The sequence below is a fragment of the Catenulispora yoronensis genome, from assembly GCF_039531695.1.
In the GTDB taxonomy this organism is placed as follows: domain Bacteria; phylum Actinomycetota; class Actinomycetes; order Streptomycetales; family Catenulisporaceae; genus Catenulispora; species Catenulispora yoronensis.
This window is the reverse complement of record NZ_BAAAQN010000072.1, coordinates 26,696-51,172: the sequence shown is the minus strand read 5'-3', so window position 1 is coordinate 51,172 and position 24,477 is coordinate 26,696. Positions and strand designations below refer to the sequence as shown.

Genomic DNA, 24,477 nt, shown 5'->3' with positions numbered 1-24,477 from the left:
CCGCCGGAAACAGCCCGCATTTCCTGATCGCGTCATGACCGACATGCGACAGCGCGAAGCGTAGCGACCGGCGAGGACCGGGCTTGATACTCCCGATCATGTCCTCTCAATGGGAAGAAAGCTGATGCGCACCCTTCGCGCATTGACGGCCGCGGCTGTCGCCGGCTCGCTGCTGTGGCCCGCCGCGGCCGTGGCGGCGGCGCCGTCGGCCCCGGCCTCCGTACATCCCGGCACCGGCGCCGCCACCCAGGCGCCGACGTCGGACAGCGCCATCGTCGGCGACCGCCACACGGTCACGCTGATCACCGGCGACAAGGTCGTCGTGGGGAAGAACGCACAAGGCAGGCCGGACGCGGAAGTGGTCAGCCAAGTGCGGGGCACCGACTCCATAGCCATTTTCAGCAACAGTCAGGGCGTGTTCGCGATCCCGAACCAGGTTCTGCCGTATCTGGGCAGCGGGCAGCTCGACCGGCGACTGTTCGACGTCAGCCTGCTGGCCGAGGACGGCTATGACGACGAGCACTCCGCCGCCGTGCCGCTGATCGCCACGTATCCGCAGCGCCAGGGCCTGGCGCCGATGGCGGCGCGCCCGGTGCCCGAGCACTCGAAGGCGGTCGCGCAGCTGCCGAGCGTGTCCGGGGTCGCGCTGAGCACGGCGAAGACCGAGGCCGGCGCGTTCTGGCAGCAGCTCACGGGGGCCGGCGCGACGGCCGACACGACATCCGGCACGACGTCCGGCGCGACATCCGGCCAGTCCCCTGTGACGCCCAAGGCCGCCACCGCCGCCGGCGCCAACGCCTCGGTGGCAGCAGGCCTGTCCGCCGCCGCCCAGAACCCGCCCCTGTCCGGCGGCATCGCCAAGCTCTGGCTCGACGGCAAGGCGAAGGCCGCGCTGGACGTCTCCGTACCGAGCATCGGCGCGCCGCAGGCCTGGGCCGAGGGCTACGACGGCACCGGCGTGAAGATCGCGGTGCTGGACACCGGCATCGACGACAAGCACCCCGACTTCGCCGGGCGCATCGCGGCCGAGCAGAACTTCAGCTCCAGCCCGGACACCCTCGACCGGTACGGCCACGGCACCCATGTCGCCTCGATCGCCGCCGGCTCCGGCGCGGCCGACAACGGCAAGTACGTCGGCGTCGCGCCGAAGTCGCAGCTGCTGATCGGCAAGGTCATCGGCGACGACGGCACGGGGTCGGACAGCCAGATCATCGCCGGCATGCAGTGGGCGGTGGCGCAGGGCGCGAAAGTGGTGAACATGAGCCTGGGCGCGAGCGGCGACTACAACGACCCCGCCGACCCCTTGACGCTGGCGGTCGACAGCCTGTCGGCGTCCTCCGGCACGCTGTTCGTCATCGCCGCCGGCAACGACGGCCGCGGCGACGGTTACAAGAGCGAGTACATCGTCACCACGCCGGGCAACGCGCACTCCGCGCTGACCGTCGGCGCCACGAACGCCGGCGACTCGGCCATGGCGTACTTCTCCAGCCGCGGACCCCGCGCCGACGACTACTCCATCAAGCCGGAGATCAGCGCGCCCGGGGTGGACATCACCGCCGCGCGCGCCGCCGGTACTACGCTCGGCGACACGGTCGACCAGTACTACCAGACGCTGTCCGGCACCTCGATGGCCACGCCGCACGTCGCGGGCGCGGCCGCGCTGCTGGCCCAGCGGCACCCGGACTGGACCGGCCAGCAGCTGAAGGCGGCGCTGGTCGACTACGCGGCCACCGACACCACGGAGACGATTTTCGACCAGGGCGGCGGGCGGCTGCGAGTGCCGGAGGCGCTGGACGCCGCGGTGACCACCGACGTCGGCGCGGTGTCGCTGGGCTACGCGGCCTGGCCGCGCACGGCGGGCCAGACGCTGACGAAGACCGTCACCTACACCAACACCGGCGACCAGCCGGTCACCTACCGGCTGACCGCGTCGGCGGGCCGGTTCGACGACCTGATCAGCGCCACGCACAAGGGCGACGGCTCGGCCGGTCCGGTGTCGGTGAGCCCCGCGACGCTGACCGTCCCGGCGCACGGATCGGCCGCGGCCACCATCACCGCCGCGGTCGGTTCCAGCGCCACCGGGGTGTTCGCCGGGTATCTGACGGCGACCCCGGACGCCGCCACCGGCGCCTCCACCCCCGCCGCTCCCGCCGCTGCCCCCGCCTTCAACCTGCCGCTGACCTACACCGCCGAGCCCGAGAAGTACCGTCTGGACGTCCAGCTCTACGACGCCTACGGCGGCCGACCGACCTCGCTCAACGCGGCGATCTGGGCGCTCAACCTGGACACCGGCCAGGTGTGGGCCGGTCTGCCGATCGACGGCGCGGTCTCCTGGCCGGGCTGGATCGGGCCCTCGCAGCTGGTGCGCTTCCCGGCCGGCAACTACGCGGTGCTGACCACCGGCATCCTGAGCGACGTGCCCGGCTCGCCGTCGAAAAGCACGCTCACCGTCGGCGCGATCCCGCAGATCAAGCTGGACCACGACGTGAGCGTGACCTTCGACGCGCGCCAGGCCAAGCCCGTGGCGCCGCGGGTTCCGCAGGCGGGCGCGACCGTCAGCGCCGCGACCGCCTGGCTGGACCGGGAGACCCCGACCGCGTCCTTCCACGCCGAGGTCGGATACACCTACGACGGCGACCAGCTGCGCAAGCTGACGGCCATTCCGAGCGGGACCGCCACCCAGGGCACCTTCGCCTACGCGCAGAAGTCGGCGCTGGCCGCGCCGACACTGACCGTCACGCCGGAGGGCAAGGACCGCGGCCACGGCTCGGCGGTGCCGGTGGGAGTGTCGCAGTTCTCCGACGCCCACTACGAGGGCGACTACCGGGGTCCGCTGATCGACGTCGGCCGGGCCGATCCGGCCGATCTGGCCGGGAAGGACCTGGCCGGGAAGATCGTCGTGCTGCACCCGACCCCGGTCGACGCCGCCGGCCACCAGCCGCCCGGCACGCAACTGAGCGCCCGGCTGCTGACCCTGGCCAAGGCCGGCGTGAAGCTGGTGCTGATCCCCGACGTCACCTCCTACCAGTGGCTCATCGACGTGCACTACGACCCGACCCTCCCGCCGACGGCGTTCGTCGACGAACCGGATCTGGCGCGGATCACCGGCGGTCCGGTCCACATCGTGGGCACGACGGACAGCCCCTGGGCGTATTTCACCAGCGCCGCGGACTCGCGGATCCCGGCGAGCGCCGGCAGCCTGCGCCCGGACGAGTTCGCCCAGGTCGACGCGCGGTACCACACGGCGCCGTCGCAGGCGGACCTGACGTACGAGTGCTGGTATCCGCACCGGGAGACGGCGGCGTGGCCGTACAACTTCGGCGGGAGCCTTCCGGTGTGCGCCGGGACGCACTTCCCTTCGCAGCGCACCGAGTTCGTGCAGGCGTCCGGCGCGATCGACTGGGCCTCCTACGCGCACTCCGAGGCCAGGATCGCGCCGTGGGGCGCCGAGAACTCGCTGCGGGACTTCGGCGTGCTGCGTCCGGGTCAACGTGTGGTGTCCGCACCGTTCGCCGGTCCGCTCACCCCGTGCGCGGCGCCCCTGCCGAAGCCGTCGGACGCGTCCCGGGCGCTGTATCAGGCCTTCAGCGACCGGGGCTCGGTGAACGTGAACCTGGACTCGCTGTGCACGGCGGACCTGAAGTCGCGGGTATACGTGCCTTCCGGCGGTGACGCGCAGACGTTTACCTGGTACCAGGACGGCGCCCCGCGCCCCGACTGCTGGAACACCTGCACGATGACAGACGGAGACCATCTGCTGCGGATCGTCGCCGACACCGACCGTGACTCGCGCGGCGCGGCCCAGACGTCGGTCCACTCCACGACCGACTGGACCTTGCACGCCTCGCCGACGGAGGCGGTGACCGCGCTGCCGCTGCCGCAGATCGCCCTGGACCTGCCGTTGGGCCTGGACGAGACGCTCGGCGGCGGCGACCGCCAGGCGGTGCTGCGCCCGACGCACCAGAACGGTGCGGCGGACACGCCGTTCAAGACGGTGACGCTCCAGGTCTCGACGGACGACGGGAAGACCTGGCAGGACGTGCGCTTGCGCCACTCCGACGGCTGGCGCGCCGACCTGCCGCCGCTGGCACCGGGGGCGTTCGCCTCGCTGCGGGCATCGGCGACGGACACCGCCGGGAACAGCGTGACGGAGACGATCGTCCGCGCCTACCAGGGCGGAGGTCGTCACTGACGCGGTGACCGGCGGTCCGCGACAGCGGATGGCCGAGAGCCAATAGCCGATCACCGATAGGCGACCGCTGCCGAGCCCAACTCCCTCCGGGCCCGGCAGCGGTCTTTTCGCATCCATCTCAGAACGCTGTCCTCAGAACATTGCCTTCAGAACCCTGTCCTCGGAACAAGCATCGCCCTCAGGACAGATACGTCGTCGTGCACACCGTCCCATTGAGGCTGATCGCCGCCGGCGGCGGATACGCGCCGGTGTTGCTGCCGACGAAGCCGATGCTCGCCGAGTTGCCGCCGCCGGGCGCGAGATTCGCGTTCCAGGCCAGGCTGGTGGCCTCGACGTTCTGGCCGCTGCTGGTCCAGTTCGCGTTCCAGCCCGAGGCCAGGGCCTGCCCGGTGCTGGGGAAGGCGAAGGTGAGCGACCAGCCGTCGATCGGGGCGGGGCCGGTGTCGGTCACGGTGATGGCGGCTACGTAGCCGCTCCCCCAGCCGGCGGTCACCTGGTAGTCGGCGGCGCAGGTGCTGGCCGCCGGGGTGCCGGTGGTGAAGGTGAGCGGGTCCGAGGGCGGCGACAGGCGGCCGTACTGATCGGTGGCCAGAACGTTGAGGGTGTAGCCGGTCCCCGGGACGAGGTTGGTGAGGGTCGCCGAGGCGGAGGTCGACTCGGCGAGCAGCTCACTGGTGGTGCCGAACTGCCTGTAGACCTCGTAGCGGGTGGCGGTGCCGCCGGTGGCGGGAGTCCAGCTGACCGTCGCCCCGGTGCCGGTGACCTGGGAGACGCGCGGCGAGCCGGGCGCCGTCAGAGTACTGACAGGGTTGCCCGAAGGAGTCAGCACCACGGTCTCGATGGAGTAGGGCGGCAGGGTCTGCACGGCGCTGGTGCCCTGCGCGGCCGTGGTGATCGAGGCGGCTTCGTCGCCGTAGGTATAGACGGTCGGGGTCGCGCTGCTCGGGGTGTATCCGGCGTAGTGCAGGTTCACGGTATAGGCATTCGCAGGATCCTTGTTCACCAGCATCACCGCCAGTTTCCCGTCGGCCTGCCGGACCGCGTGCGCGGCGACGAGCTGCTGGTCGCTCCCGGCCCGGACCATCCGGTCGCCGGGGCGGCCGAGCTTGCTCAGCATGCTGAGGGCGAAGTAGCTCGGGAACGGTGTGTTCAGCGCCGGTTCGCAGACCGCGCCGACGCAGGTGCCGCTGGACAGCACGCCCCAGTCGTCGTAGTCGGTGGCGCCGTCGGGCGCGGTGCTGATCGCCTGCGGCCCGTTGTGGGTGTCCCACCAGTCGACGGTGAACACGCCTTGTTCGAGGGCTGTGAAGTAGGTGTCCGCGCCGAACAGCGCGTCCGGTTGGGTGTCCTCGTCGACGCCGGCGTTCACCTCGGTGAGCGCGATGCCCAGGTGCGCGGCGCCGGCGCCGCCGTACTGGCCGATCTCGTCGCGCAGCTGCGCCAGCTCCCCGGGCAGCTGGGCCGGCTCGCCCAGCGCGGTGGCGGCGCCGGTGCCGCTGGGGTACCAGTGCACGATGACGAAGTCGACCGACGAGCCCGCGATCGACAGCACTGTGCGGTTCCAGTCGGCGGCGTCGCCGGCGGCCAGCACGCCGTCGGGCCAGTTGCCCGGCAGCGTCAGCACCGCGCCGACCTTGATCGTCGGGTCGACGGCCTTCATCGCGCTGCTGTACTGAACGACGTTCTGCGCATAGGTCGTCGGGCTCTTGCTGGCGTGGTTGTCGGCCTCCCAGTCGGCGCCGTAGTAGCCGTTGCCGTAGTTCTCGTTCCCGACCTCCCAGTACTTGGCGCCGTAGCCCTTGGTGACGTTGGCGTACCGCACCCAGTCGGCGGCCTCCTGCGCCGTACCGGTGCCGTAGTTGGCGATGAGGATCGGCTGGGCGCCGATGGTCTTGACGGTGCCCATGAAGGAGTCGAAGTCGGTGCCCGGGGCGACGTAGCCGCCGGGCGCGGTGTTGGTCTGCCAATGGTAGATGTCGCCGTAGGAGCCGCCGGGGTAGCGCAGCATCCCGATCCCGGCCTGGCCGAGCAGGCCCTGCACGGCCGGGGCGTTCATCTGGCTGTCCCACACGGCGCTGTTCAGGCCGTAGCCGGTGGCCGGGATAGTGCCCAGCCCTTCCAAGGTGTTGACGGTGACGTCGACCTGCGCGGCGGTGGCGGCGGTGCCGCTCGGCGCGGCGGCCACGGCCGTCGTCGCGGCCAGCAGTCCGGCCGCGACGAGCGCGCCGAATCTCCCCACTCTCAAAGCAGAGCTCCCTTCGGGACGATCGGATCAGGACGAGCAGGATGCACAGGATGAGCACGACTGTCAGGGCACGGATACGGTGACCGCGGCCGTGTGCTCGGTCCCCGAGATCTGGAACTGGACGAACAGCCGCCAGGTGCCGGACTCGGGAAAGCGGATCTGCGCGGTCAGCGCGCCCACGCCGGCAGGGCCGCCGGCCGCCCGCCCGGTGGAGAGCGCGCGGGCGAACGCGGCGTCGCCACTGCGGACGGCGGTGATGTGGGCATAGCCGTCGAGGAGGCGGTCGAACTGCTGAACCGGTGCGCCGTTCCTGGTGACGAGGACACCGAGGTCTGATTCAGCGCCCTGATGCAGCGAGCCGGTGAGCTCGACCGTGTATCCGTCGACGGTGGCGCCAGGGGTGGTCGCGGTCGCTGGCGGCGCGCCGGGCACGACCAGAGGCTGGGAGAGCGAGTAGGACAAAGGAGTTCCGGCCGCCGAATCCGGGGCGGCGAAGGTGACGTAGGTGCGATAGGCGCCCGGCGCCAGAGCCGGCATCGGAACCGTCCACGTGCCGTCGTCGTGCATCGACGCAGCCAGTCTGTGGAAGTCGCCGAGATCGGTGCGCACCAGGTAGAAGACCAGCAGTTGGCCTTCGTAGGGCTGGAACCGGGTGACGTTCTTGCCGCTCGGCCCGACGATGTGGAAGCTGAACGGCGACAGCGGGCTCGTGGACGGCGTCTTGGTGTCGGCCACATAGGAATAGCCGCCGACCGCGGCACGGAGTCCGTTGTCCGCGAGATCCGCCGCCACAATCCCGGCACCGGGCGAACCGCCCATGTCCATGCCCTGCATATCCTGCATGCCCTGGCCGTCCTGGACATCCGGCACGGCCGGCACGTCGTGGGTGCGGGACGCGTGGCCGCAGCCGACCATGGCGACCGCCGCGAGGCAGACGCCGGCAGTCACGGCCACGCACCGCCTTACGGACTCGTGCACGACAAGCTCTCGGGCTGCGTCGGAGCAGTAGTCTGATTCGCGACGAACCCGAACGTCGTACTGGCCCCGGCCGCCAGCTGCGCGTTCCAGTCCGCCGACTTCATCGTGGCCAGCGACCCGGACTGCGTCAGCGTGCCGTTCCACGCGCTGACCACGCTCTCGCCGTTGGCCAGCACCCAGCCCACGGTCCACTTCGTCATCGGGCCGGTGGTCGGGTTCTTCACCGTGACCTGCGCCTGGAACCCGCCGGGCCAGGTGTTCGTCACGGCGTAGATCGCCTGGCAGGCGGTGGCCGGCGGCGGAGGGGCCGTCGCCCCGATGCCCGTCACCTGCCCGGTGCCGCCGTCGAACACGACGTCGGAGCAGCCGTAGAAGGTCTCGGGGCTGTCCGAGCGCGCCCACACCGAGTAGATGATGTGGCGCCCGGTCTTGTTGGCCGGCAGCGTGGTGTTCCAGTAGTAGTAGCTCTGGAGCGTGGCCACGGTGCCGGTGTTCGGCGGGTCGGTGATCGTGGAGAACGGTGCCGCCTCCATATCGGCCCATGTCAGGGGCTTGGTCTGGTCCCAGCCGTCCTTGGTGACATAGAGGCTGAACGTGCCCGGGTGCGCGGCCCACCGGTTGTAGTCGATGGTGATGGGCGCGCCGGAGGTCAGGTGGGTGACCGGCCAGTTCGCGTTGGCCTGGTCGAACCCTGAGAAGTCGTAGTAGTTGCTGTTGCCGCTGCACAGCTTCCCGTCGGGGATGAAGCCGACCGTGCCGCCGCTGGTCGCGCCGCTGCGGTTGCCGACCGCGAACCAGTTGTACAGCGGGGTGGTGCCGCTCTGCGCCACCGCGGCCTGGCACGCCGGGTTCTGCGGAACGATCTGGCCGGTGGAGGTCAGGCCGTCCTCGTAGCACAGGAACGTGCGACTGCCGGGGATCATCAAGGCTCCGTGCGCCGAGGCCGGGGGCGCGAACGCCACAGCCGCGATCAGACCGGCCAGCGCGAGCAGCGCGCCGGTCAGTCTCCTGGGGATCTTCCTGCTCACATCGCTCGCCTTTCCACAGAGGTGGCGGACTGTGTCGGGCGGAGCGTAGCTCCGGCGGCGGAGGCGGTCGGGCGGCGTGCGCGGCGGCACCGCTCGTCGAAATCCCGGCCGGATCACCGAACAGGCATGTCAGGGCACGCGGATCCGGAGCCGTCGCGGGCCGGCGCCGGGCCGGATCGGGCGAAAGTTTCGCGGTCGGGGTGAACGTTTCACCGTCCGGCCTGCGGACCGTCCGGTCCGGGGTCGCAGAGCTTTGACGCTCGCGAGGCGTCCGGTGACCATGCGACTGCCGAGGATCCGAGACGAAGGGAGCCGCCGCCGTGCGCCGAACCACCAGATCCGGGCCGCCACCGGCCGCCCCGGCCCGCCGCCGCCGGGCCGCCTGGCACACCGCACTCGCGGCCGCCGTCGCGCTGACCGTCGCCGCGGTCTTCGCCGCTTTGGGCACCGGCCCGGCCCGGGCCCTCGGCGTCGGCGGCACGCCCGCGCCGGTCACCGGCAACGCCACCCACTTCGACGGGCTCGGCGCGCCCTACGGCGGCTGCGGCGTGCCGCAGGCGAACCTGGACTCGCAGGACTTCATCGCGCTGAACGTCTTCAACACGCCGGGCAGCTACGGGACGTTCCCGCGGCCGGTGCCGGCCGCGCAGGCGGGCCTGCTCGGGATGTTCGACAACGGCCTGAACTGCGGCCGCTGGGTGAAGGTCAGCATCGGCGACTACTGCACCGGCACCAACGACGGCGCGCAGAACCAGCCGTTCTGCCGCGACGGCTCCTGGGTCGCCGACAAGTACAACGGCGCGACGCTGACAATGCTGGTCGCCGACAGCTGCGCCGACTCCAACGCCTGGTGCCGGGACGATCCGTACCACATCGACCTGCACACCGACTCGATCAACCGCTTCCAGCTGAACGGCACCGCGGTCGGGGATCTGCTGAACCATTGGAACAACCGGCAGGTGACCTGGCAGTTCGTCAACGCCCCGGGATACACCGGCGACATCGGCATCGGCTTCCTGCAAGGCGCGCAGGTGTATTGGCCCGCGATCTCGGTAACGCACCTGGCCGCCGGCATCCACGGAGTGCAGTACCAGGCGGCCGACGGGTCGTGGGTCTCGGCGGCGATGGACAGCGACATGGGCCAGGCCTACATCATCGGCCCGACCGCGACGGCCGGCTCGGCGTACAAGATCCGCGTCACGGATGCCTCGAACACCCTCATCAACGGCGGTCAGGTCTACAGCTTCGCGCTGCCTTCCTCGTGCGGCGGCAGTTGCGGCGCCGCGTATACGCAGGTGTCTTATACGACGTCGCCCGGGTCGGGGCCGACGTCGCCGAGCACTTCGCAGAGTTCGACACCGCCCAGCTCCACGCCACCCAGTTCGACCCCGCCGAGTTCCACGCCCCCGAGCTCGCCGTCCAGCTCGTCCTCCAGCTCGGCCGGCGGTGCGAGCTGCGCGGTGACGACATCGGTGACCGGCTCGTGGTCGACCGGCTATCAGCTCGCCTTCACCGTCACCGACAACGGCACGGCCGCCCTGGCGAGCTGGACCGTGCGGTTCTCCTTCGCGGGATCGCAGACGATCGCCAACTCCTGGAACGCCGCCACCACCCAGTCCGGCCAGGCGGTGACGGCGAAATCCGTGTCCTACAACGGAGCGCTGGCTCCGGGAGCGTCGACGTCGTGGGGCATGGTCGTGAACGGGGCGAACCAGCCGCTCAGCGGCGTGGCCTGCGCCGTCACGTAAGCCCTCGCGCCTTGAGCACCCGCCGCTCCAGCGGCACGAACAGCAGCTGGTTCACCGCGATGCCCACCGCCAGGATCAAGATGATCGCCGCGAAGGCGCCGGCCATGTCGTTGGTGTCCTGGGCGTTCTTCAGCAGGAAGCCCAGGGAGTGGCCCAGGTCGGCGGACTGCACGATGATCTCCGAGGCCAGCAGCGAGCGCCAGGCGAAGGCCCAGCCCTGGCGCAGGCCGGCGAGGTAGCCGGGCAGGGCGGCGGGCAGCAGTACGTGGCGGACCGAGGCCAGGCCCCGGGCGCCGAGGTTCTGGCCGACGCGCAGGTAGATCGGCGGGACCTGGTCGAGGCCGGAGACCACGCCGACCGCGATCGAGGGGACCGCGCCAAGAAGGACGACGGTGTAGAGCATCGAGGAGGTCGGGCCGAAGAACATCAGCGCCGGCGGGACCCAGGCCACCGAGGGCAGCGACTGGAGGCCCGACAGGATCGGCCCGATCCCGGCGCGGACCGGCTTGAAGCGGCCGACGAGCAGGCCGAGCACGGTGCCGATGGCGACGGAGGCGGCGAAGCCGACGGCGCCGTGGCCGATGCTGTGGCCGACGGCGGGCCAGATGTCGCCGTTGGTGTAGGCGTCCTTGAGGGACGTGAAGACCTGCGAGGGGCCGGGCAGCTTCCAGTCCGGCCAGATCTTCGCGGCGTAGAGCACCTGCCAGATCGCGAGGATCAGCGCGACCGCGAGCAGCGGCGGGTAGGCGGCGCGGACCACCCGGCCGAGGGTGGAGACTTCGTGGTCGGCGGTGGTCTCCAGCGCGTCGAGACCGGCCTCGACGGTGGCCAGGGAGTCCGTGTCCGGCGGCGTCCCGGTGACCCGCCGGGTCTCAGTGGGCTGCGTGACCTGAGCGGTCTGCGTGACCTGAGCGGTCTGCGGCGCCTCGTCGGTGTGCGACTCGGCCTCCGCAGTGTGCGCGGTGTCCGCGATAACCGCGGTGTCCGCGGTCTCCTCGGACTCCGCGACGTCCGCCGCTTCCGCACTCTCGGTGATCTCAGCGGCCATGACGGCTGATCTCCTGACGCAGGTGCTCGGTGATCTCCACCGACAACTCGGCCACGTTCTTGTCCTCGATGCGGCGCGGCTGCGGGATGTCGATCCGCCACTGCCGGGCTATGCGACCCGGCCGGGACGACAGCAGCACCACGCGCTGTCCCAGCCGCACCGCCTCGCGCACGTTGTGCGTCACGAACACCACCGCCAGGCCCGTGGCCTCCCACAGCCGGATCAGTTCCTCGTGCAGCACGTCGCGGGTGATGGCGTCCAACGCCGCGAACGGCTCGTCCATCAGCAGCACCGGACTGTCCTGGGCCAGAGCCCGGGCCAGCGCCACCCGCTGCCGCATCCCGCCGGAGAGCTGATGCGGCCGCTTGTCATAAGCGTCCGGCAGCCGCACCAGCTTGAGCAGGCGGTCGGCCTCGGCGCGGCGCTCGCGGCGGCCGGACAGCCCCCGCAGGCGCAGCGCCAGGTCGATGTTCTGGCCGGCGGTCAGCCAGGGGAACAGCGCCGATTCCTGGAACATCAGCGCCGCCCGGCCCTGGGCCACCTCGACGGTGCCGTGGGTCGGCTTGTCCAGGTCGGCGGCGATGCTCAGCAGCGTCGACTTGCCGCAGCCGGAGGCGCCGAGCAGGCAGACGAACTCCCCGGGCGCGACGTCGAGGTCGATGCCGTCCAGGACCGGGGCGCCACCATCGCGGAACGTCTTGGTGACGCCCGAGAGCCGGACCGCGGGCTGGACCTGGTGGTCGAGGCCGGGAGTGCCCGGCGCCGTCGCGATGGTGGCGGTCATGTCTGCTTCTCCTTTACTTCTTGCTCAGGCCGGCGTCGGACACGGCCGGCTGGCCGCCCTTGGCGAGTTCGGCGTTGAGGATCGACAGGTCGAAGATGCCGTGCAGGTCGGTGGCCTTCAGCAGCCCGGTGGCCACGGCGTGGTCCGAGGCGGTCTGCAGGGTCGAGGCCTGCGGGTCGTTGGTGACCGACTGCTCGCCGAACGCGCGCTTGATCACGTCGGCGGTCAGGGCCTTGCCGGTGAGCTTCTTCAGCTGGTCGTTGACCAGGGTCTGGGCGTCGGCGTCATTGGCCTTGATCCAGTCGTTGGCGGCGATCTGGCCGTCGATCAGGGCCTTGACGGTGTCCGGGTGCTTCTTCAGGAAGTCCGCGGAGACCACCAGGGTGGTGGTGGAGAACTGGCCGCCGGGCCACAGGTCCTTCTCGTCCACCAGGACCTTGGCGCCGGCCTCCAGGACCAGGCGGGAGGCCCACGGCTCGGGCAGCCAGGCGCCGTCGATGTGGCCGGCCTTGAACTGGTCCAGGGTGGTGGCGTTGTCCTGCGGGTTCACCGAGACGTCGCCGGTGCCGTCCGGGTTTGCGGTCAGGCCGTTCTGCTTGAGCCAGAAGCGCAGCGCGACGTCCTGGGTGTTGCCCTTCTGCGGGGTGGCCAGGACCTTCTTCTTCAGGTCCGCCGCGCTGTTGATGTCCGACTTCACCACCAGCTCGGCGCCGCCGGTGGTGGCGCCGGCCACGATCTTCAGGGCCTCGCCGTGGGACTGGACGAAGGCCGACAGCGCCGCCGAGGGGCCGACGTAGGCGGCGTCGAGCTGGCCGCCGAGCAGCGCGGTCATCTCGGCCGGGCCGGCGTTGTAGATCTGCGTGGTCAGCTTGGTGCTGCCCAGGGCCTTGGCGAACTCGCCGTGCCCGACGCCGACCACGGCGGTGGCGTGCGTGACGTTCGCGAAGTAGCCCAGCCGCAGCTCCGAGGCCGCGGTACCGCCGGCGGCCGAGCTGGAGCCGGCGGCCGAGGTCGCGGCGGCGGGCTTGGAGTCCGAGCCGGAGCTCTTGGACGAGCTGCACGCGGCGGCGGTCCCGACGATCCCGACGGCGGCGCCGAGGACCACGGCGGAGCGGACAAGAGACTTGATGCGGTTCACAGGAAGACTCCAGAAAAGGATCGCCGGACACACCGGCGGGCAGCGGCCTGGCCGCTGCGCGGAGGGAGGAAGGAAGAAAAGGTGGCCTGCCGGCCGGGACGCTGCCGCCCCGGGCGGATCTGGGAACGCCGAGCGGATCCGATGCGGATCAGGGGACGAGCACGGCGTGGGTCAACAGCAGGCGCTGGACAGCCGTCCGAAGTCGACGTGCCGCCGACTGACGAGTGCTATTCCTTCGCGATCCATGGCTAGAGAGTGGCACGGACGCGATTACCCGTCCATTTCCTGTCCGATATCTGGACGCTTTTCGAGCCTTCGGACTCCTGCCATTTCGGCGACCTTTTATATCGGACTCCGAAACGTTTTCTCACCGAAATTCGCGATGTCCGAGGTCACCGAGGACTGCCAGCAGCCGCTCGATCAGGGGGCTGGCATGGTCCCGATGCCATCCGGCCACGACGCGGGTCCGCAGGTCGGTGCCGACCAGTGGCCGAAAAACCACGCCTTGCAGGCGCAGGCGCGCGATGCTAGAAGGCGCCAGGGAAACCCCCATACCGGCCTCGACGAGGGCACAGACCGTCTGCCACTCCACCGCGCGCTGGGCGATCCGTGGCTGGAAACCGGCCTGCACGCACAGGTCGACGAGCTGGTCATGGAGCTGCGGGCCCACGTGGCGGGGCAGCAGGACGAACGGCGAGTCCGCGAGCTGCCCGGCCTCGACGGTTTCCTGCCCGGCCAGCGGATGCGCCGCGGGCAGGACCGCGACGAACGATTCGGTGAGCACGGTGCGGTAGCTCAGGTCGGGATCGTCGTCGGGCTCGCGCAGCAGTCCGACGTCCAGGCGGCGCTCCCGTAATGCCTCCACCTGGGGTGCGGTTGTCATCTCCTGAATATGCAATTGCACTTCCGGATACTGTTCCCGGAAGGTACGGAGCAGTCCTGGAAGGACGGTCAGGGCCAGCGAGGCGGCGAATCCGATCCGCAGCGTCCCGGCCCGTCCGGCCCCGGCGGCCCGCGCAGCGGCGAGGCCATCGGTCAGGGTCGAGAGGGCCCCGCGGGCCGCCGGGAGGAGTTTTTCACCGGCCGGCGTGAGCGCGACACGCCCGACCGCGCGTGCAAAGAGCGGGTGTCCTACGCGATCTTCCAGACGCCGAATCTGTTGGCTCAGCGGAGGCTGCGCGATGCCGAGCCGGGCCGCCGCGCGGCCGAAATGCAACTCCTCGGCGAGGACGACGAAGGCGTACAGCTGCGGCAGCGGCAGGTCGGGGCGCTCCATACGCCTAGAGATATCAGACGAGCCGTCTCAAGCTATTGGACGTATCACCGCTGGCTGCATAGCGTTCCGCCATGACCGAACGGCAGGCGATTCTCACCGGTTCGACCTTCGAGGAGCAGATCGGCTACGCGCGCGCCGTCGTCGACGGCGACTGGATCCACGTCTCCGGCACGACCGGCTTCGACTACGCGACGATGACCATCTCCGACGACGTGGTCGAGCAGACCGAACAGTGCCTGCGCACGATCGGCGCGGTGCTCGCCGAGGCGGGCAGCGGGTTCGCCGACGTGGTGCGGGTGCGGTATCTGCTCCCGGACCGCGAGGACTTCGAACCGTGCTGGCCGGCGCTGCGCCGCCGCTTCGGAGACGTCCGTCCGGCCGCGACGATGATGGTCTGCGGGCTGGCCGATCCGCGGATGAAGATCGAGATCGAGGTGGACGCGCGGCGGCGGGGCGAATGAGTCAGGCGCCGGGGCGACTGAGTCAGACGGCGGGACGAATGAGTCAGACGGCGGGCTTCCGCAGCCGTGCCACCAGCAGATACATCTCGCAGCCGAGGCAGTAGGCGAACGCGGCGTTGAGGAACGCGGCGGCCAGGGCCAGGGCGGTGGCCGCCATGCCCAGAGCGGTGACGCCGGACAGGTAGCCGATGACCCCGACCAGAGCGAAGACCAGGCCGACGGCCTGGGCGAAGCGCGGGGGCGCCTCGTCCTCGAAGGCGGTGGGCGGACCGAGCCGGGGCCGGACCAGGTGGGCGAACAGCAGGCCGTAGGGGGCGCGGCGCAGCCCGGCGAAGGCGCCGACGGCGAAGACCACGCCCTGGGCCGCGAGCAGCCAGCCGCTGCCGGTGATCAGCACCACCAGCAGGACGACCGTGGTCACCGCGGCGCCGAACCTCGGGCCGCGGACGTCGACGCGGCGCGTGGCGGCCGGCACCCTGGTGTCCGTCATTCCCACAGAGTAGGTCGGGAATGCGGAGGCGGAAATCCACGTCTCAAGCGCTGGACACGATGAGGAATAACCGGCGGGACGGAGGCACTGTGGGAGGCATGGATCTCACCGGAGTGCTGGCGGCGGTCGGTGTCCTGACGGCCGCGTCGGCCTTCGGACTGTGGCGCAAGCGGACCGACGGCGCGGTGCGCACGGTCGCGCCGATCGGTTCCGGGGCCGGGACTGACACCGGAACCGACGCCGGAACCGGAGCCGGAACCCACCGCCTCGGCGCCGACGACCTCGGCATAGCCCTGGACACCCGCGCCACGCTGGTCCAGTTCTCCTCCAAGGTCTGCCAGTACTGCGGCCCGACCCGCCGGGTGCTCACCGAACTCGCCGACCGGCACGCCGTGACCTACCTGGACATCGACGCCGAGGAGCGCCTGGACCTGGCCCGCCGCCTGACCGTGCTGCGGACCCCGACCGTCCTGGTCCTGGACGGCGAGGGCCGGATAACGCACCGCGTGTCCGGGCCGCCCCGCCGGGACGAGCTCGCGGCGGCCGTGGGCGAGCTGGTCGGCGCCTAGTCACGGCGGTTGTGGCGGATGACACGGGAGCGGAAGACCCGGCGCCTTGTCGTCGGCGGTGACGTGTTCATCTGGTCGGTGCGGCACAAGCACCTGCCGGAACGATCGACGGACCGCGAGTGTCGCGAAGTACTCGGCATCCGTCGGGACGGGCAGCGCGGGCGACTGGAGGTCGTCTTCGCCGCCGGACCAGGCCACGCGGCCGGGGACGGTTGTGATTCCGGGCAGGTCGGCGTCGTCGACGGCGTCTGGCTCAACCTCCATCTGCCGAGCGTGGTCCGCGCCGTACTCGACGAAGCCGTGGAGCGCGGCTGGCAGGCCGACGATCCCGCAGCCGTCCACGTTGACGGCTGGGGACTGATCGAGGCGGTCGCCGCTCGGCTCGACGGTCGTGCAGGCGAGCAGTCAGCCGAGTAGGCGCGTCGGCCGACACCAGCTGCACCGCCGATACCGCTGATACCGCTGATACCGCTGATACCGCTGATACCGCTAAGAATATTTCGGAGGCCGATCCTTTCTGGCTCCGCTCTTTTCTGTTCCAGTTCCTTTCTCAATCCGAAATAGATATCGATCACGGATATCGGTCACAGCGCTTATCGATCACCCAATACCTGGCGCCGCCGAAGCTCCGCGCACAACCCGACCAAAGCCCGGGCGCGCGCGAATTCGGTGGGGGTGAAATCCAGTCCTTCACGGGTCAGCCGGAGCGTGCCGCCGGTCGGGTCGGCCAGCGTCATCAGCGTCCCGGCGCACGCCGGCTCCCCGGCCTCGCGCGGATCCCAGGCCACCGCCGACTGGCCGAACAGGTCGTGCAGCGCCTCCGGCAGACCGGCGTCCCCGGCCGCGAGGCGGGCCGCGAGCGTCAGTACCCGCGCGGGCGCGTCGGTCAGGTCGTCGCGCGCGGCGCGGTCGATGTTCGCCACGTCGCCTCCCCCGGCGGCGACGGCCGCCGCCAGCGCGTCGGGGCCGACCTCCGGCGGCACGTCCACGAGGAACTCGTCCAGCACGCCGTCACCGAGCGGGTGCACCTGGAGGCCGACGATGTTCGCGCCGACCCCGGCCAGGCGTTCGCACACTGCCGCTAAGCTGCCCGGCCGGTCCCGCACCACGGCGCGGATCCGCCACAGCGTCAAGGCGTCCTCGTGCCACTCCCCGATGTCCACCTCGATGCCCTCGACCGGGCGTACCGAGGCGAACGGCTTGTGCGCCCGCAGCCGCCCCGGGCCGTGCGCGCGCCACCACCACTGCAACACCGAGGCGGCGAGCAGCGCCGCGCCCAGCACGATCAGCATCGTCCAGCCGTAGTGCCGGCGCTCCAGCACCTCGGTGAACAGGCCCGCGGTGCCCACCGCCAGGAACAGCACCGCCAGCTCGATGATCTCGCGCCGCCAGCTCCACTCGGGACGGCGGCGGCCATGGCCCCGGCCCGGCCCGCGGCCCGGCTCGCGGTCATGGTCCCGACTCCGGTCTTGACTCAGTGTCCTCATGCCTCCACTGTCGCGGCGCCGTGTTGCATGATCAGGTCGGGTTCGTCACGGCCGCGTGAACGGCCCCGGCGCCGGTCCGGGCCGCCGGTTTGCGCAGCCGCCGCAGCAGCAAGGCATTGAACGTCACGATGATCGTTGAAGCGCTCATCAGCAGCGCCGCCCACTCCGGCCGCAGCAGCACCCCGGTGGCCGGGTACAGGACGCCGGCGGCGACCGGGATCGCCAGCAGGTTGTAGATCGCGGCCCAGAACAGGTTCTGCTTGATCTTGCGGCGGACGGCGCGCGCCACGGTGATCGCGTAGGCGACGTCGGCCGGGTCGTCGCGGACCAGCACCACGTCGGCGGTCTCGACGGCGACGTCGGTGCCGGCGCCGATGGCGATGCCGACGTCGGCGGCGGCCAGCGCCGGGGCGTCGTTGACGCCGTCGCCGACCATCGCGACCCGGGTGCCGCCGGCCTGCAGCTCGGTGATCTTGGCGGCCTTGTCGGCGGGCAGCACGTCGGCGATGACGGTGTCGACCCCGATCCGCCGGGCCACCGACTCGGCGGTGCGGGCCTGGTCGCCGGTCAGCATGACGGTGCGGGCGCCCTCGGCGTGCAGCGCGCCGATCGCGGCGGCGGCCGAGGGGCGCACCGCGTCGGCGACGGCGATCAGGCCGAGCGGCTCGCCGTCGGCGGCGACGTGGACGGCGGTCTTGCCGTCGGCGGCCAGGGCCTGTGCCTGCTCGGTGAGGGCGGCGAGCGCGGCGGCGTCGACACCCTCGCGGGCGAGCAGCCGGGCGTTGCCGATCAGGACCCGACGACCGTCGACCGTCGCGGTGACGCCGTGGCCGGGGACGGAGTCGAAGTCCTGCGGCACGGCGACCTCCAGTCCGCGCTCCTTGGCCGCGCCGACGATCGCCTCGGCCAGCGGGTGCTGGGACGGCTGGTCGGCGCCGGCGGCCAGGCGCAGCAGGTCGGCCTCGGGGTCGACGCCCTGAGCCGGGACCAGGTCGGTGACCGAGGGCCGGCCGGCGGTGAGCGTGCCGGTCTTGTCGAACACCACGGTGCCGATCCCGGCGGTGGACTCCAGCGCGGTCGCGTTCTTGAACAGCACGCCGCCGCGCGCGCCCTGCCCGACGCCGACGGTGATCGCGGTCGGCGTGGCCAGCGCCAGCGCGTCGGGGCAGGCGATGACGATCGCCGAGACGGCGGCGGTGACGGCGAAGCCGATGCCGTGCGTCCCGAACAGCGCCCAGGCCAGGAAGGTGAGCACGCCGGCCGACAGGGCGACGTAGACCAGGTACTTGCCGGCGGTGTCGGCGAGGCGCTGCGCGGGGGCTTTCGACGCCTGCGCGTTCTGCACCATCTGCACGATGCGGGCCAGCGCGGTGTCGGAGCCGACGGCGGTCGCGGTGAAGGTGAAGGCGCCGGTGGTGTTGATGGTGCCGCCGATCACCGGATCCCCGGCCCGCTTGGCCACCGGCACCGGCTCGCCGCTGATCATCGACTCGTCGACGTAGCTGGAGCCGTCCGCCACCGATCCGTCGACCGGCACCTTCTCACCGGGGCGGACCGCGACGACGTCGCCGACGACGACCTCCTCCAGCGGGACCTCCGACTCCGCACCGCCGCGCACAACGCGCGCCGTGGGCGGGGCCAGGCTCAGCAGCGCCTCGACGGCCTGACCGGTGGCGTAGCGGGAGCGCATCTCCAGCCAGTGGCCGATCAGGCTCAGCGTGGTCAGCATCGCGGCGGCTTCGAAGAACACGTCGTCGAGATCGAGGAAGACCGCGAAGACGGAATAGATATAGGAGACCAGGACGCCGGTGGCGATCAGGGTCATCATCGTGACCTCGCCGCGGCGCAGCGACTTTGCGGCCGAGGAGATGAACGGCCAGCCGCCCCACAGGACCACCGGAGTAGCGAGGATCAGGCCGAACCAGCCCATGGACAGCCCGAAGGGCGGGTCGACCTGGAAGCCGATGCTGTGGCCGATCGGGGAGAACAGGACGATCGGGATGGTGATGATCGCGCTGATGACGAAGCGGCGGAACATGTCGGCGACCATGGAGGCGCCGTGGCCGGCGTGGGAGTCGTGGGAGTCGGCGCCTGCGTGAGAGTCGTGGCCGGCATGGGAGTCGTGGCCGGTGTGGGAATCGTCGGCGGCGTGAGATTCGTGGCCAGCGTGGGCTTCGTGGCTGTCGTGAGCGTCGTGGCTTTCGTGAGCGTCGTGAGCGTCATGGCCGGTGTGACCTGCATGACCTCCGGGCGCGCAGTCGAGCCCGATCCCGTTGCTCGCCGCGCGCAATCGCGCGGGATCGGTCAGGGTGGGGTCGTAGGCGAGGTGCGCCACCGAGCGCGTGCGGTCAACGTGGACCGACATCACCCCGGGCAGCGCAGAGAGATCGCGCTCGGCCTCCGCCAGGTCCGTTCCGCAGAAGCACCTGGAGAGCGCGATCTCGGCGACATGGTCGGCAGAGTGGGTACCCATATGATCACCATATACCCTACCGGGGTATCGTGCCCCCTACGGTCCGGCGATCAGCCTCCTGAAGCCGTGGTTCAGCGTCGGCCACGCCCGGTGCACGACTTCGGCTCCCCATAGTCGGCGTAGACACGATCGTCGCGGGCACGACGAGCAGCTGCGCCGCCAGCTCGATCCCCTCGTCACGGCAGGCCAGAGGAACGGCGCTGCCCGGACCGCCGACCTGATCGAAGCCAGTCCGATCAAGCCCCCGATCAACCGCCCAACTCCCCCGCCAGCAGCGCCTTGACCCGCGCCGTCGCGACCTCCGCATCCGCGCCGCCCTCGATCGCCGCCATCGCCGCCGACAGCAGCCCGCCGAGCAGCCGCGCGGTCAGCTCCGGCTCCGGCACGCCGAGCGCCCGCACCGCCGCGGACAGCGGCTCGGTCGTGGCGCGGTGCAGTTCGGCCAGTCGGCGTCGCACCTCCGGCGGCAGGTCGGCGTTGAGCAGCGCTCCGGCCGCGCGGTGGTGGCCCTCGGCGGTGAGCCGCAGTGTCGCCTCCACGTATGCGTCGATCCGCGCGGCGGGCGCCTCGACGCCATCCAAAGCAGCGCCCAGGGCGGCGTCCCACGGCGGGAAGGCCTCCTCGATCACCGCCGCCACCAGCGCGGCCGTCGACGGGAAGTACTGATACACGCTGGAGCGCGCCAGCCCGGCCCGCCGCCCCACCGCCGCCGGCGTGATCGCCGCCGCGCCGTCGGCCAGCAGGGTCTCCATCGCCGCCGCGACCAGGGCGCGCCGTTGCGCCGCCTGGTGCTCGGCGAGGGTGGCGGCGGCGATCTTGGGCATGCGGCTGCTCCGGTCCTCGCTCGCTCCGGGCCTCGGTGGGGCTGTCGGTGGGGCTGTCAGTCGGTCACGTCGGCGCTATCGAAGACTTCGGCCATCTCGATGACCTCGGTCACGTCAGCCGCCCGTCCCGCAGTTCCCGGACCCGGTCGGCGTACTCCAGTATGTCGTGGTCGTGGGTCACGATCAGCGTCGCGCACTCCGCCTCCCGCGTCCGCGCCGCGATCAGCTCGGCGATCCGCGCCGAGCCGGCCCGGTCCAGCGCCGACGTCGGCTCGTCGACCAGCAGCACCGCCGGCCCCGCCATCAGCGCCCGGGCCAGCGCCGCGCGCTGCCGCTCCCCGCCGGAGAGCTGATGCGGACGGTGCCCGGCCCGATGCTCCAGCCCCACCGCCGCCAGCAGCTCGGCGGCGCGCGCCCGGTCGGCGGCGGTGATCCGGCCGCTGACGTGCCGGGGGATCAACAGCTGCTCGCGCACGGTCAGCGCGGCGAAGAGGTTCGCCTGCTGGAACACGTAGCCGACGTGGTCGCGCCGCAAGGTGGTCAGTGCCCTGTCGGACAGCGGAGTGGTCGTCAGACCGTTGATCTCGACCGTTCCCGACGTCGGCTCCCGCAGCGCCCCGGACACCGCGAGCAGGCTGGACTTGCCCGACCCGCTGGGCCCGACCACCGCCACCGTCTCCCCCGGCGCCACCGCGAGGTCGACGCCGTCGATCGCCGTCACGGCGGTGTCCCCGCCACCGAGCACGAGCCCGACGCCCGTCAGCCGCAACCCGCTCATCGGTCGGCCCCCAGCGCGGTCAGCGGGTCGACGGCGGTGATCCGCCGCACGGCGGCCAGCGCGCCGAGCAACCCGAGCGCCACCAGCGACAGCGCGGCGGTCGCCACCGGCGCGGCCCGCAGGGAGAAGGGCGCGGAGCCCATGAGGGTGCGCCCGACGGCGAGTCCGACCGTCGTGCCGAGCGCCGTCGCCAGCACGAGCACCGCCGCGGCCTGCGCCAGGGCGTCCCGCACGACGTAGCGCTCGGCGGCACCGATGGCCTTGAGCAGCGCGATCTCCGGCTTGCGCTGCACGGTCCACACGGTGAAGAAGGACCCGACGACCAGCGCCGAGATGACGTACAGGAACCAGCTGATCAGCTTCATGGTCCCGGATTCGGCACTGTAGCCGGGCGAGGCGGAGTAGGAGCCTGCTTTGGTCACCCAATGCGTGCCGGCGTCCCGGTCGGCGGCCGCGGCGTCGAAGCCGGCGCCGGTCCTCACCGCGACGGCGGTCGCGACGTCGCGCGCCGCCGCGGGCAGGTCGCCAGGCAGCCCGTAGTGGATCTTCTGCCAGGTACTGAGCGGGGCGTAGGCGACGGCGACGTGGCCATAGGACTGGGATCCGACCGTCCCGACGACGGTGAGCACTACGCCACTGCGGTCGATGCCCAACCGGTCGCCGACGCGGACACCGTCATCGAGAATCTGCTGGCTGACCAGCACCCCGCCCTCGTCAGCCACCGCCGCACCCAGCGCCCGGCCGGACTCCGGCACCGGGTCCAGGAAACTGCCCGGCACCACCCCGAACACGGCCAGATCGACCTGGGTCCCGGGTGCGGCCCCGCCGGTGACGGTGGCGTGGGCGAGCGTGTCGCCGAACGGCGCGGCGGCCTGGACCCCGGACACCGTGCCCCATCGCTCCCACTCGGCACGCGTCACGGTGCTGCGGGAGAACAACTCTCCGCTGGCATCAGCCGAGAAAGCGAACCCGGTGGCCGGCAACGCCCGAAGCCCGGACACCCCGGAATCGGTGAGCCCGGTCGACATCCCGGACAGCAGGACACCGAGGACGGCGATGAGCGCCACCACGGCACCCATAAGAAGGAAGCGACCGCGGGCGAACCGCAGATCGCGTAGAGCCAGATACATGGCGAGGAACTCCGCAGCAATGGGCGACCAAGGGACTTCCCGACACTCCTGTCGGGAAGTCTGCTCAGCATAGCCCCCTTCCCGACAGTAGTGTCGGGAAGGGGTGTACCTCCGGGCGCAACGGCCAACGGGCCGCCTCCAGCCGCTCGTTGCAGTCGGGAGCGAGCAGCACGGCCAACGCCTTGTCCTAAGTTCCGGAGATCTTCTGGATCGGCGCCCACACCGCCGGGTCGTCCACCGCCGGGTCGTCCACGGCCGGGTCGTCTACCACCGCGCCGAGCTCCGTCATCTGCAGCCACTCCAGCCAGTGCGACAGCACCAGCGCCTCATCACTCGAAGGCACGGCTCCCCCTCACCCAGACGGTCGCCACCCGCGCGCACCCCGAGTGTCGGCAAAAGATCATGGCGGCATGAGTCCTGTTGACCTGGCCCATGAGCAAGGACTGAAGATCGACTGGGCCAAGATGCCCACGTACAACACCGTGATGGCGCTGGCTGCCGGTGCCGGGCTGTTGCTGGTGGTGTACCTCGGTGCCACGCTGCTGCGCGGGCGGCCGTTCGTTGCCGAGGGGTGGGCGCTGGCTTTTGGCGTCAATGGTCTGATCTTGTTCTTGACCGGGCTGCATATGACGCTCACCTGGCCGTTGGCCGGGCAGGGGTTCCCGTTCGACAACATCATCTTCGGGGAGCCGTCGTTGGTGTTCGGGGTCCTGATGCTGGCCGCGGCCTTCTTCTTGTGGAAGCGCGGGGTCGGGATCCTGACCGAGGATCCTGACGGGCCCCCGCGCACCGATCGGCTGAGCTACCTGACGCGGTTGATGGCTCCTGTGTCGGTGCTCATCGTCGGCATTGGTCTGGGCTGCTTCGGCATCGCCGCCGCCGGGTGGAAGTACACGCTGTTCGCGGCGCCGCCCGAGGAGCCGATCTCCGGGCATTTTGCCGATCATCCGATGCTGGAGGCGACCTTCATCTCCGGCCTCTACGTCCTGGTCGGGCTCGGCGCCGTGCTGCTTCCCCTGGCCCTGCGCAGTCCGCGCAGCGTCCTGCCGAAGGTGATCGGCGTGTGCTGGACGCTGGCCGGGCTGGCGTTCCTGCTGTTCGGCGCTCTGAACTACTTCACGCACATCGGTCTGATCGTCAACACGCAGTAGCCCGGGCCGGGCGGGAGCGGGCCGGGACCGGGCGAGAGCGAGCCGGGACCGGGCGGATCAGGCCGGGACCGGATCAGCCGGCGGACTCCGGCCGGAACCGGAACACGCCGGCGGACCAGCCGTCGTCGGCCACCCCGGCGTCCAGGGCCCGGCCGAGCGCTCGTTCCTCGTACCTGAAGTGCGACTCCATGATCGCGGCGAGCCCGTCGAGCTCGCCGCCGATCGCGTCCCGGGCCGGGCCCGGGCCGGCGGTCGCGGCCCGGTCGGCGAGGTCCGCCACCCGGGCCAGGATCCCGGCGATCAGGCCGTGGTCCTCCACCAGCTTGGCGACGGTGGGGGCCAGGTCCGGACGGGCGTCGAGCAGGCCGGCGAACATGCCGGCGTCCTCGCTGTGGTGGTGGGCGGTCAGCGCGGAGCAGAAGGCGAGGCAGTGCGTGGCGAGCGAGTCGTCGGTCAGGCGGCGCTCGCCGAGCCCGGCCCTGATTCGCGCCAGTCGGCGGCGGAGTTCGTCGTGGGCCTGGGCCAATTGGACGCTCAAGGCGGCTGCGCGGTCGTGGTTCGCGGAAGACATGATGGCTCAGCCGATCACGGCGCGCCCGGCCGGGGCAAGCGCGAGGCCGGCCGGCCCCGGTCGCCCGAACGGCCCAGCGGCGACTCGGCACGGAGCCGCCGGTCCG

Annotated in this window: 21 protein-coding genes; 6 read left to right on the top strand and 15 right to left on the bottom strand. The window is 71.3% G+C overall.

The features are described from left to right. The first annotated feature begins 124 nt into the window (after nucleotides 1-124). The gene (locus ABD481_RS39700) at nucleotides 125-4,192 is read left to right on the top strand and encodes a S8 family serine peptidase (protein WP_344671049.1); all 4,068 of its coding nucleotides are present in this window, start codon (nucleotides 125-127) and stop codon (nucleotides 4,190-4,192) included. Between the two features lie 178 nt (nucleotides 4,193-4,370). On the opposite strand, the gene ABD481_RS39695 is transcribed toward ABD481_RS39700, so the two are convergent. The 3 genes from ABD481_RS39695 to ABD481_RS39685 all read right to left on the bottom strand — a co-directional run bounded on the left by ABD481_RS39695 (nucleotide 4,371) and on the right by ABD481_RS39685 (nucleotide 8,443). Beyond that, nucleotides 4,371-6,437, bottom strand: coding sequence for a cellulose binding domain-containing protein (locus tag ABD481_RS39695; RefSeq protein ID WP_425559393.1), 2,067 nt, complete (start codon nucleotides 6,435-6,437; stop codon nucleotides 4,371-4,373). A 63-nt stretch (nucleotides 6,438-6,500) separates the two neighbouring features. Next, a complete protein-coding gene (locus ABD481_RS39690; RefSeq protein ID WP_344671048.1) occupies nucleotides 6,501-7,391 on the bottom strand; it encodes a hypothetical protein in 891 nt (296 codons plus the stop codon). A gap of 8 nt (nucleotides 7,392-7,399) precedes the next feature. After that, nucleotides 7,400-8,443 (bottom strand): lytic polysaccharide monooxygenase auxiliary activity family 9 protein, encoded by a 1,044-nt coding sequence (locus tag ABD481_RS39685; RefSeq protein ID WP_344671047.1) that lies wholly within the window; start codon nucleotides 8,441-8,443, stop codon nucleotides 7,400-7,402. A 320-nt stretch (nucleotides 8,444-8,763) separates the two neighbouring features. On the opposite strand from ABD481_RS39685, the gene ABD481_RS39680 reads away from it, so the two are divergent. Beyond that, a complete protein-coding gene (locus ABD481_RS39680) occupies nucleotides 8,764-10,191 on the top strand; it encodes a cellulose binding domain-containing protein (protein ID WP_344671046.1) in 1,428 nt (475 codons plus the stop codon). Here the strand turns inward: ABD481_RS39680 and ABD481_RS39675 are convergent. The 4 genes from ABD481_RS39675 to ABD481_RS39660 form a co-directional block, all read right to left on the bottom strand. Next, nucleotides 10,184-11,239: an ABC transporter permease subunit gene (locus ABD481_RS39675; protein WP_344671045.1), complete on the bottom strand. Its 1,056-nt coding sequence runs from the start codon at nucleotides 11,237-11,239 to the stop codon at nucleotides 10,184-10,186. The two genes, ABD481_RS39680 and ABD481_RS39675, sit on opposite strands and share 8 nt — an antisense overlap. Continuing rightward, nucleotides 11,229-12,023, bottom strand: a complete 795-nt coding sequence (locus ABD481_RS39670; protein WP_344671044.1) for an ABC transporter ATP-binding protein — start codon at nucleotides 12,021-12,023, stop codon at nucleotides 11,229-11,231. Before ABD481_RS39670 ends, ABD481_RS39675 begins: the two co-directional genes overlap by 11 nt. A gap of 13 nt (nucleotides 12,024-12,036) precedes the next feature. Then, the gene (locus ABD481_RS39665; protein ID WP_344671043.1) at nucleotides 12,037-13,161 is read right to left on the bottom strand and encodes an ABC transporter substrate-binding protein; all 1,125 of its coding nucleotides are present in this window, start codon (nucleotides 13,159-13,161) and stop codon (nucleotides 12,037-12,039) included. 367 nt (nucleotides 13,162-13,528) lie between these two features. Further along, complete coding sequence (locus tag ABD481_RS39660) at nucleotides 13,529-14,437, bottom strand: LysR family transcriptional regulator (protein ID WP_344671042.1); 909 nt, start codon at nucleotides 14,435-14,437, stop codon at nucleotides 13,529-13,531. Nucleotides 14,438-14,508: 71 nt separating this feature from the next. On the opposite strand from ABD481_RS39660, the gene ABD481_RS39655 reads away from it, so the two are divergent. Then, entirely contained in the window at nucleotides 14,509-14,898 is a 390-nt protein-coding gene (locus ABD481_RS39655) for a RidA family protein (protein WP_344671041.1), read from the top strand. A 43-nt stretch (nucleotides 14,899-14,941) separates the two neighbouring features. Here ABD481_RS39655 and ABD481_RS39650 read toward each other — a convergent pair whose 3' ends face one another. Further along, nucleotides 14,942-15,388 (bottom strand): DUF4395 domain-containing protein, encoded by a 447-nt coding sequence (locus ABD481_RS39650; protein ID WP_344671040.1) that lies wholly within the window; start codon nucleotides 15,386-15,388, stop codon nucleotides 14,942-14,944. Between the two features lie 98 nt (nucleotides 15,389-15,486). Here ABD481_RS39650 and ABD481_RS39645 point away from each other — a divergent pair, with 98 nt between their 5' ends. Together ABD481_RS39645 and ABD481_RS39640 are read left to right on the top strand one after the other, a co-directional pair. After that, complete coding sequence (locus ABD481_RS39645) at nucleotides 15,487-15,957, top strand: thioredoxin family protein (protein ID WP_344671039.1); 471 nt, start codon at nucleotides 15,487-15,489, stop codon at nucleotides 15,955-15,957. A gap of 18 nt (nucleotides 15,958-15,975) precedes the next feature. Further along, the gene (locus ABD481_RS39640) at nucleotides 15,976-16,374 is read left to right on the top strand and encodes a hypothetical protein (RefSeq protein ID WP_344671038.1); all 399 of its coding nucleotides are present in this window, start codon (nucleotides 15,976-15,978) and stop codon (nucleotides 16,372-16,374) included. 176 nt (nucleotides 16,375-16,550) lie between these two features. On the opposite strand, the gene ABD481_RS39635 is transcribed toward ABD481_RS39640, so the two are convergent. From ABD481_RS39635 to ABD481_RS39610, 6 genes are all read right to left on the bottom strand, one after another. Further along, the gene (locus ABD481_RS39635; RefSeq protein WP_344671037.1) at nucleotides 16,551-17,444 is read right to left on the bottom strand and encodes an ACT domain-containing protein; all 894 of its coding nucleotides are present in this window, start codon (nucleotides 17,442-17,444) and stop codon (nucleotides 16,551-16,553) included. Between the two features lie 31 nt (nucleotides 17,445-17,475). After that, nucleotides 17,476-19,917, bottom strand: coding sequence for a heavy metal translocating P-type ATPase (locus ABD481_RS39630; RefSeq protein ID WP_344671036.1), 2,442 nt, complete (start codon nucleotides 19,915-19,917; stop codon nucleotides 17,476-17,478). 248 nt (nucleotides 19,918-20,165) lie between these two features. Then, nucleotides 20,166-20,741 carry a TetR/AcrR family transcriptional regulator gene (locus tag ABD481_RS39625; protein WP_344671035.1) on the bottom strand — a complete coding sequence of 192 codons (576 nt, stop codon included), beginning with the start codon at nucleotides 20,739-20,741 and terminating at the stop codon, nucleotides 20,166-20,168. 109 nt (nucleotides 20,742-20,850) lie between these two features. Then, nucleotides 20,851-21,519, bottom strand: coding sequence for an ABC transporter ATP-binding protein (locus ABD481_RS39620; RefSeq protein ID WP_344671034.1), 669 nt, complete (start codon nucleotides 21,517-21,519; stop codon nucleotides 20,851-20,853). Then, nucleotides 21,516-22,649, bottom strand: a complete 1,134-nt coding sequence (locus tag ABD481_RS39615; RefSeq protein WP_344671033.1) for an FtsX-like permease family protein — start codon at nucleotides 22,647-22,649, stop codon at nucleotides 21,516-21,518. Before ABD481_RS39615 ends, ABD481_RS39620 begins: the two co-directional genes overlap by 4 nt. A 187-nt stretch (nucleotides 22,650-22,836) precedes the next feature. Next, entirely contained in the window at nucleotides 22,837-22,992 is a 156-nt protein-coding gene (locus ABD481_RS39610; RefSeq protein ID WP_344671032.1) for a hypothetical protein, read from the bottom strand. 67 nt (nucleotides 22,993-23,059) lie between these two features. On the opposite strand from ABD481_RS39610, the gene ABD481_RS39605 reads away from it, so the two are divergent. Further along, a complete protein-coding gene (locus tag ABD481_RS39605) occupies nucleotides 23,060-23,800 on the top strand; it encodes a DUF981 family protein (RefSeq protein ID WP_344671031.1) in 741 nt (246 codons plus the stop codon). A 73-nt stretch (nucleotides 23,801-23,873) separates the two neighbouring features. Here the strand turns inward: ABD481_RS39605 and ABD481_RS39600 are convergent, their stop codons facing one another. Continuing rightward, nucleotides 23,874-24,371 (bottom strand): hemerythrin domain-containing protein, encoded by a 498-nt coding sequence (locus ABD481_RS39600; protein WP_344671030.1) that lies wholly within the window; start codon nucleotides 24,369-24,371, stop codon nucleotides 23,874-23,876. Nucleotides 24,372-24,477: the final 106 nt, after the last annotated feature.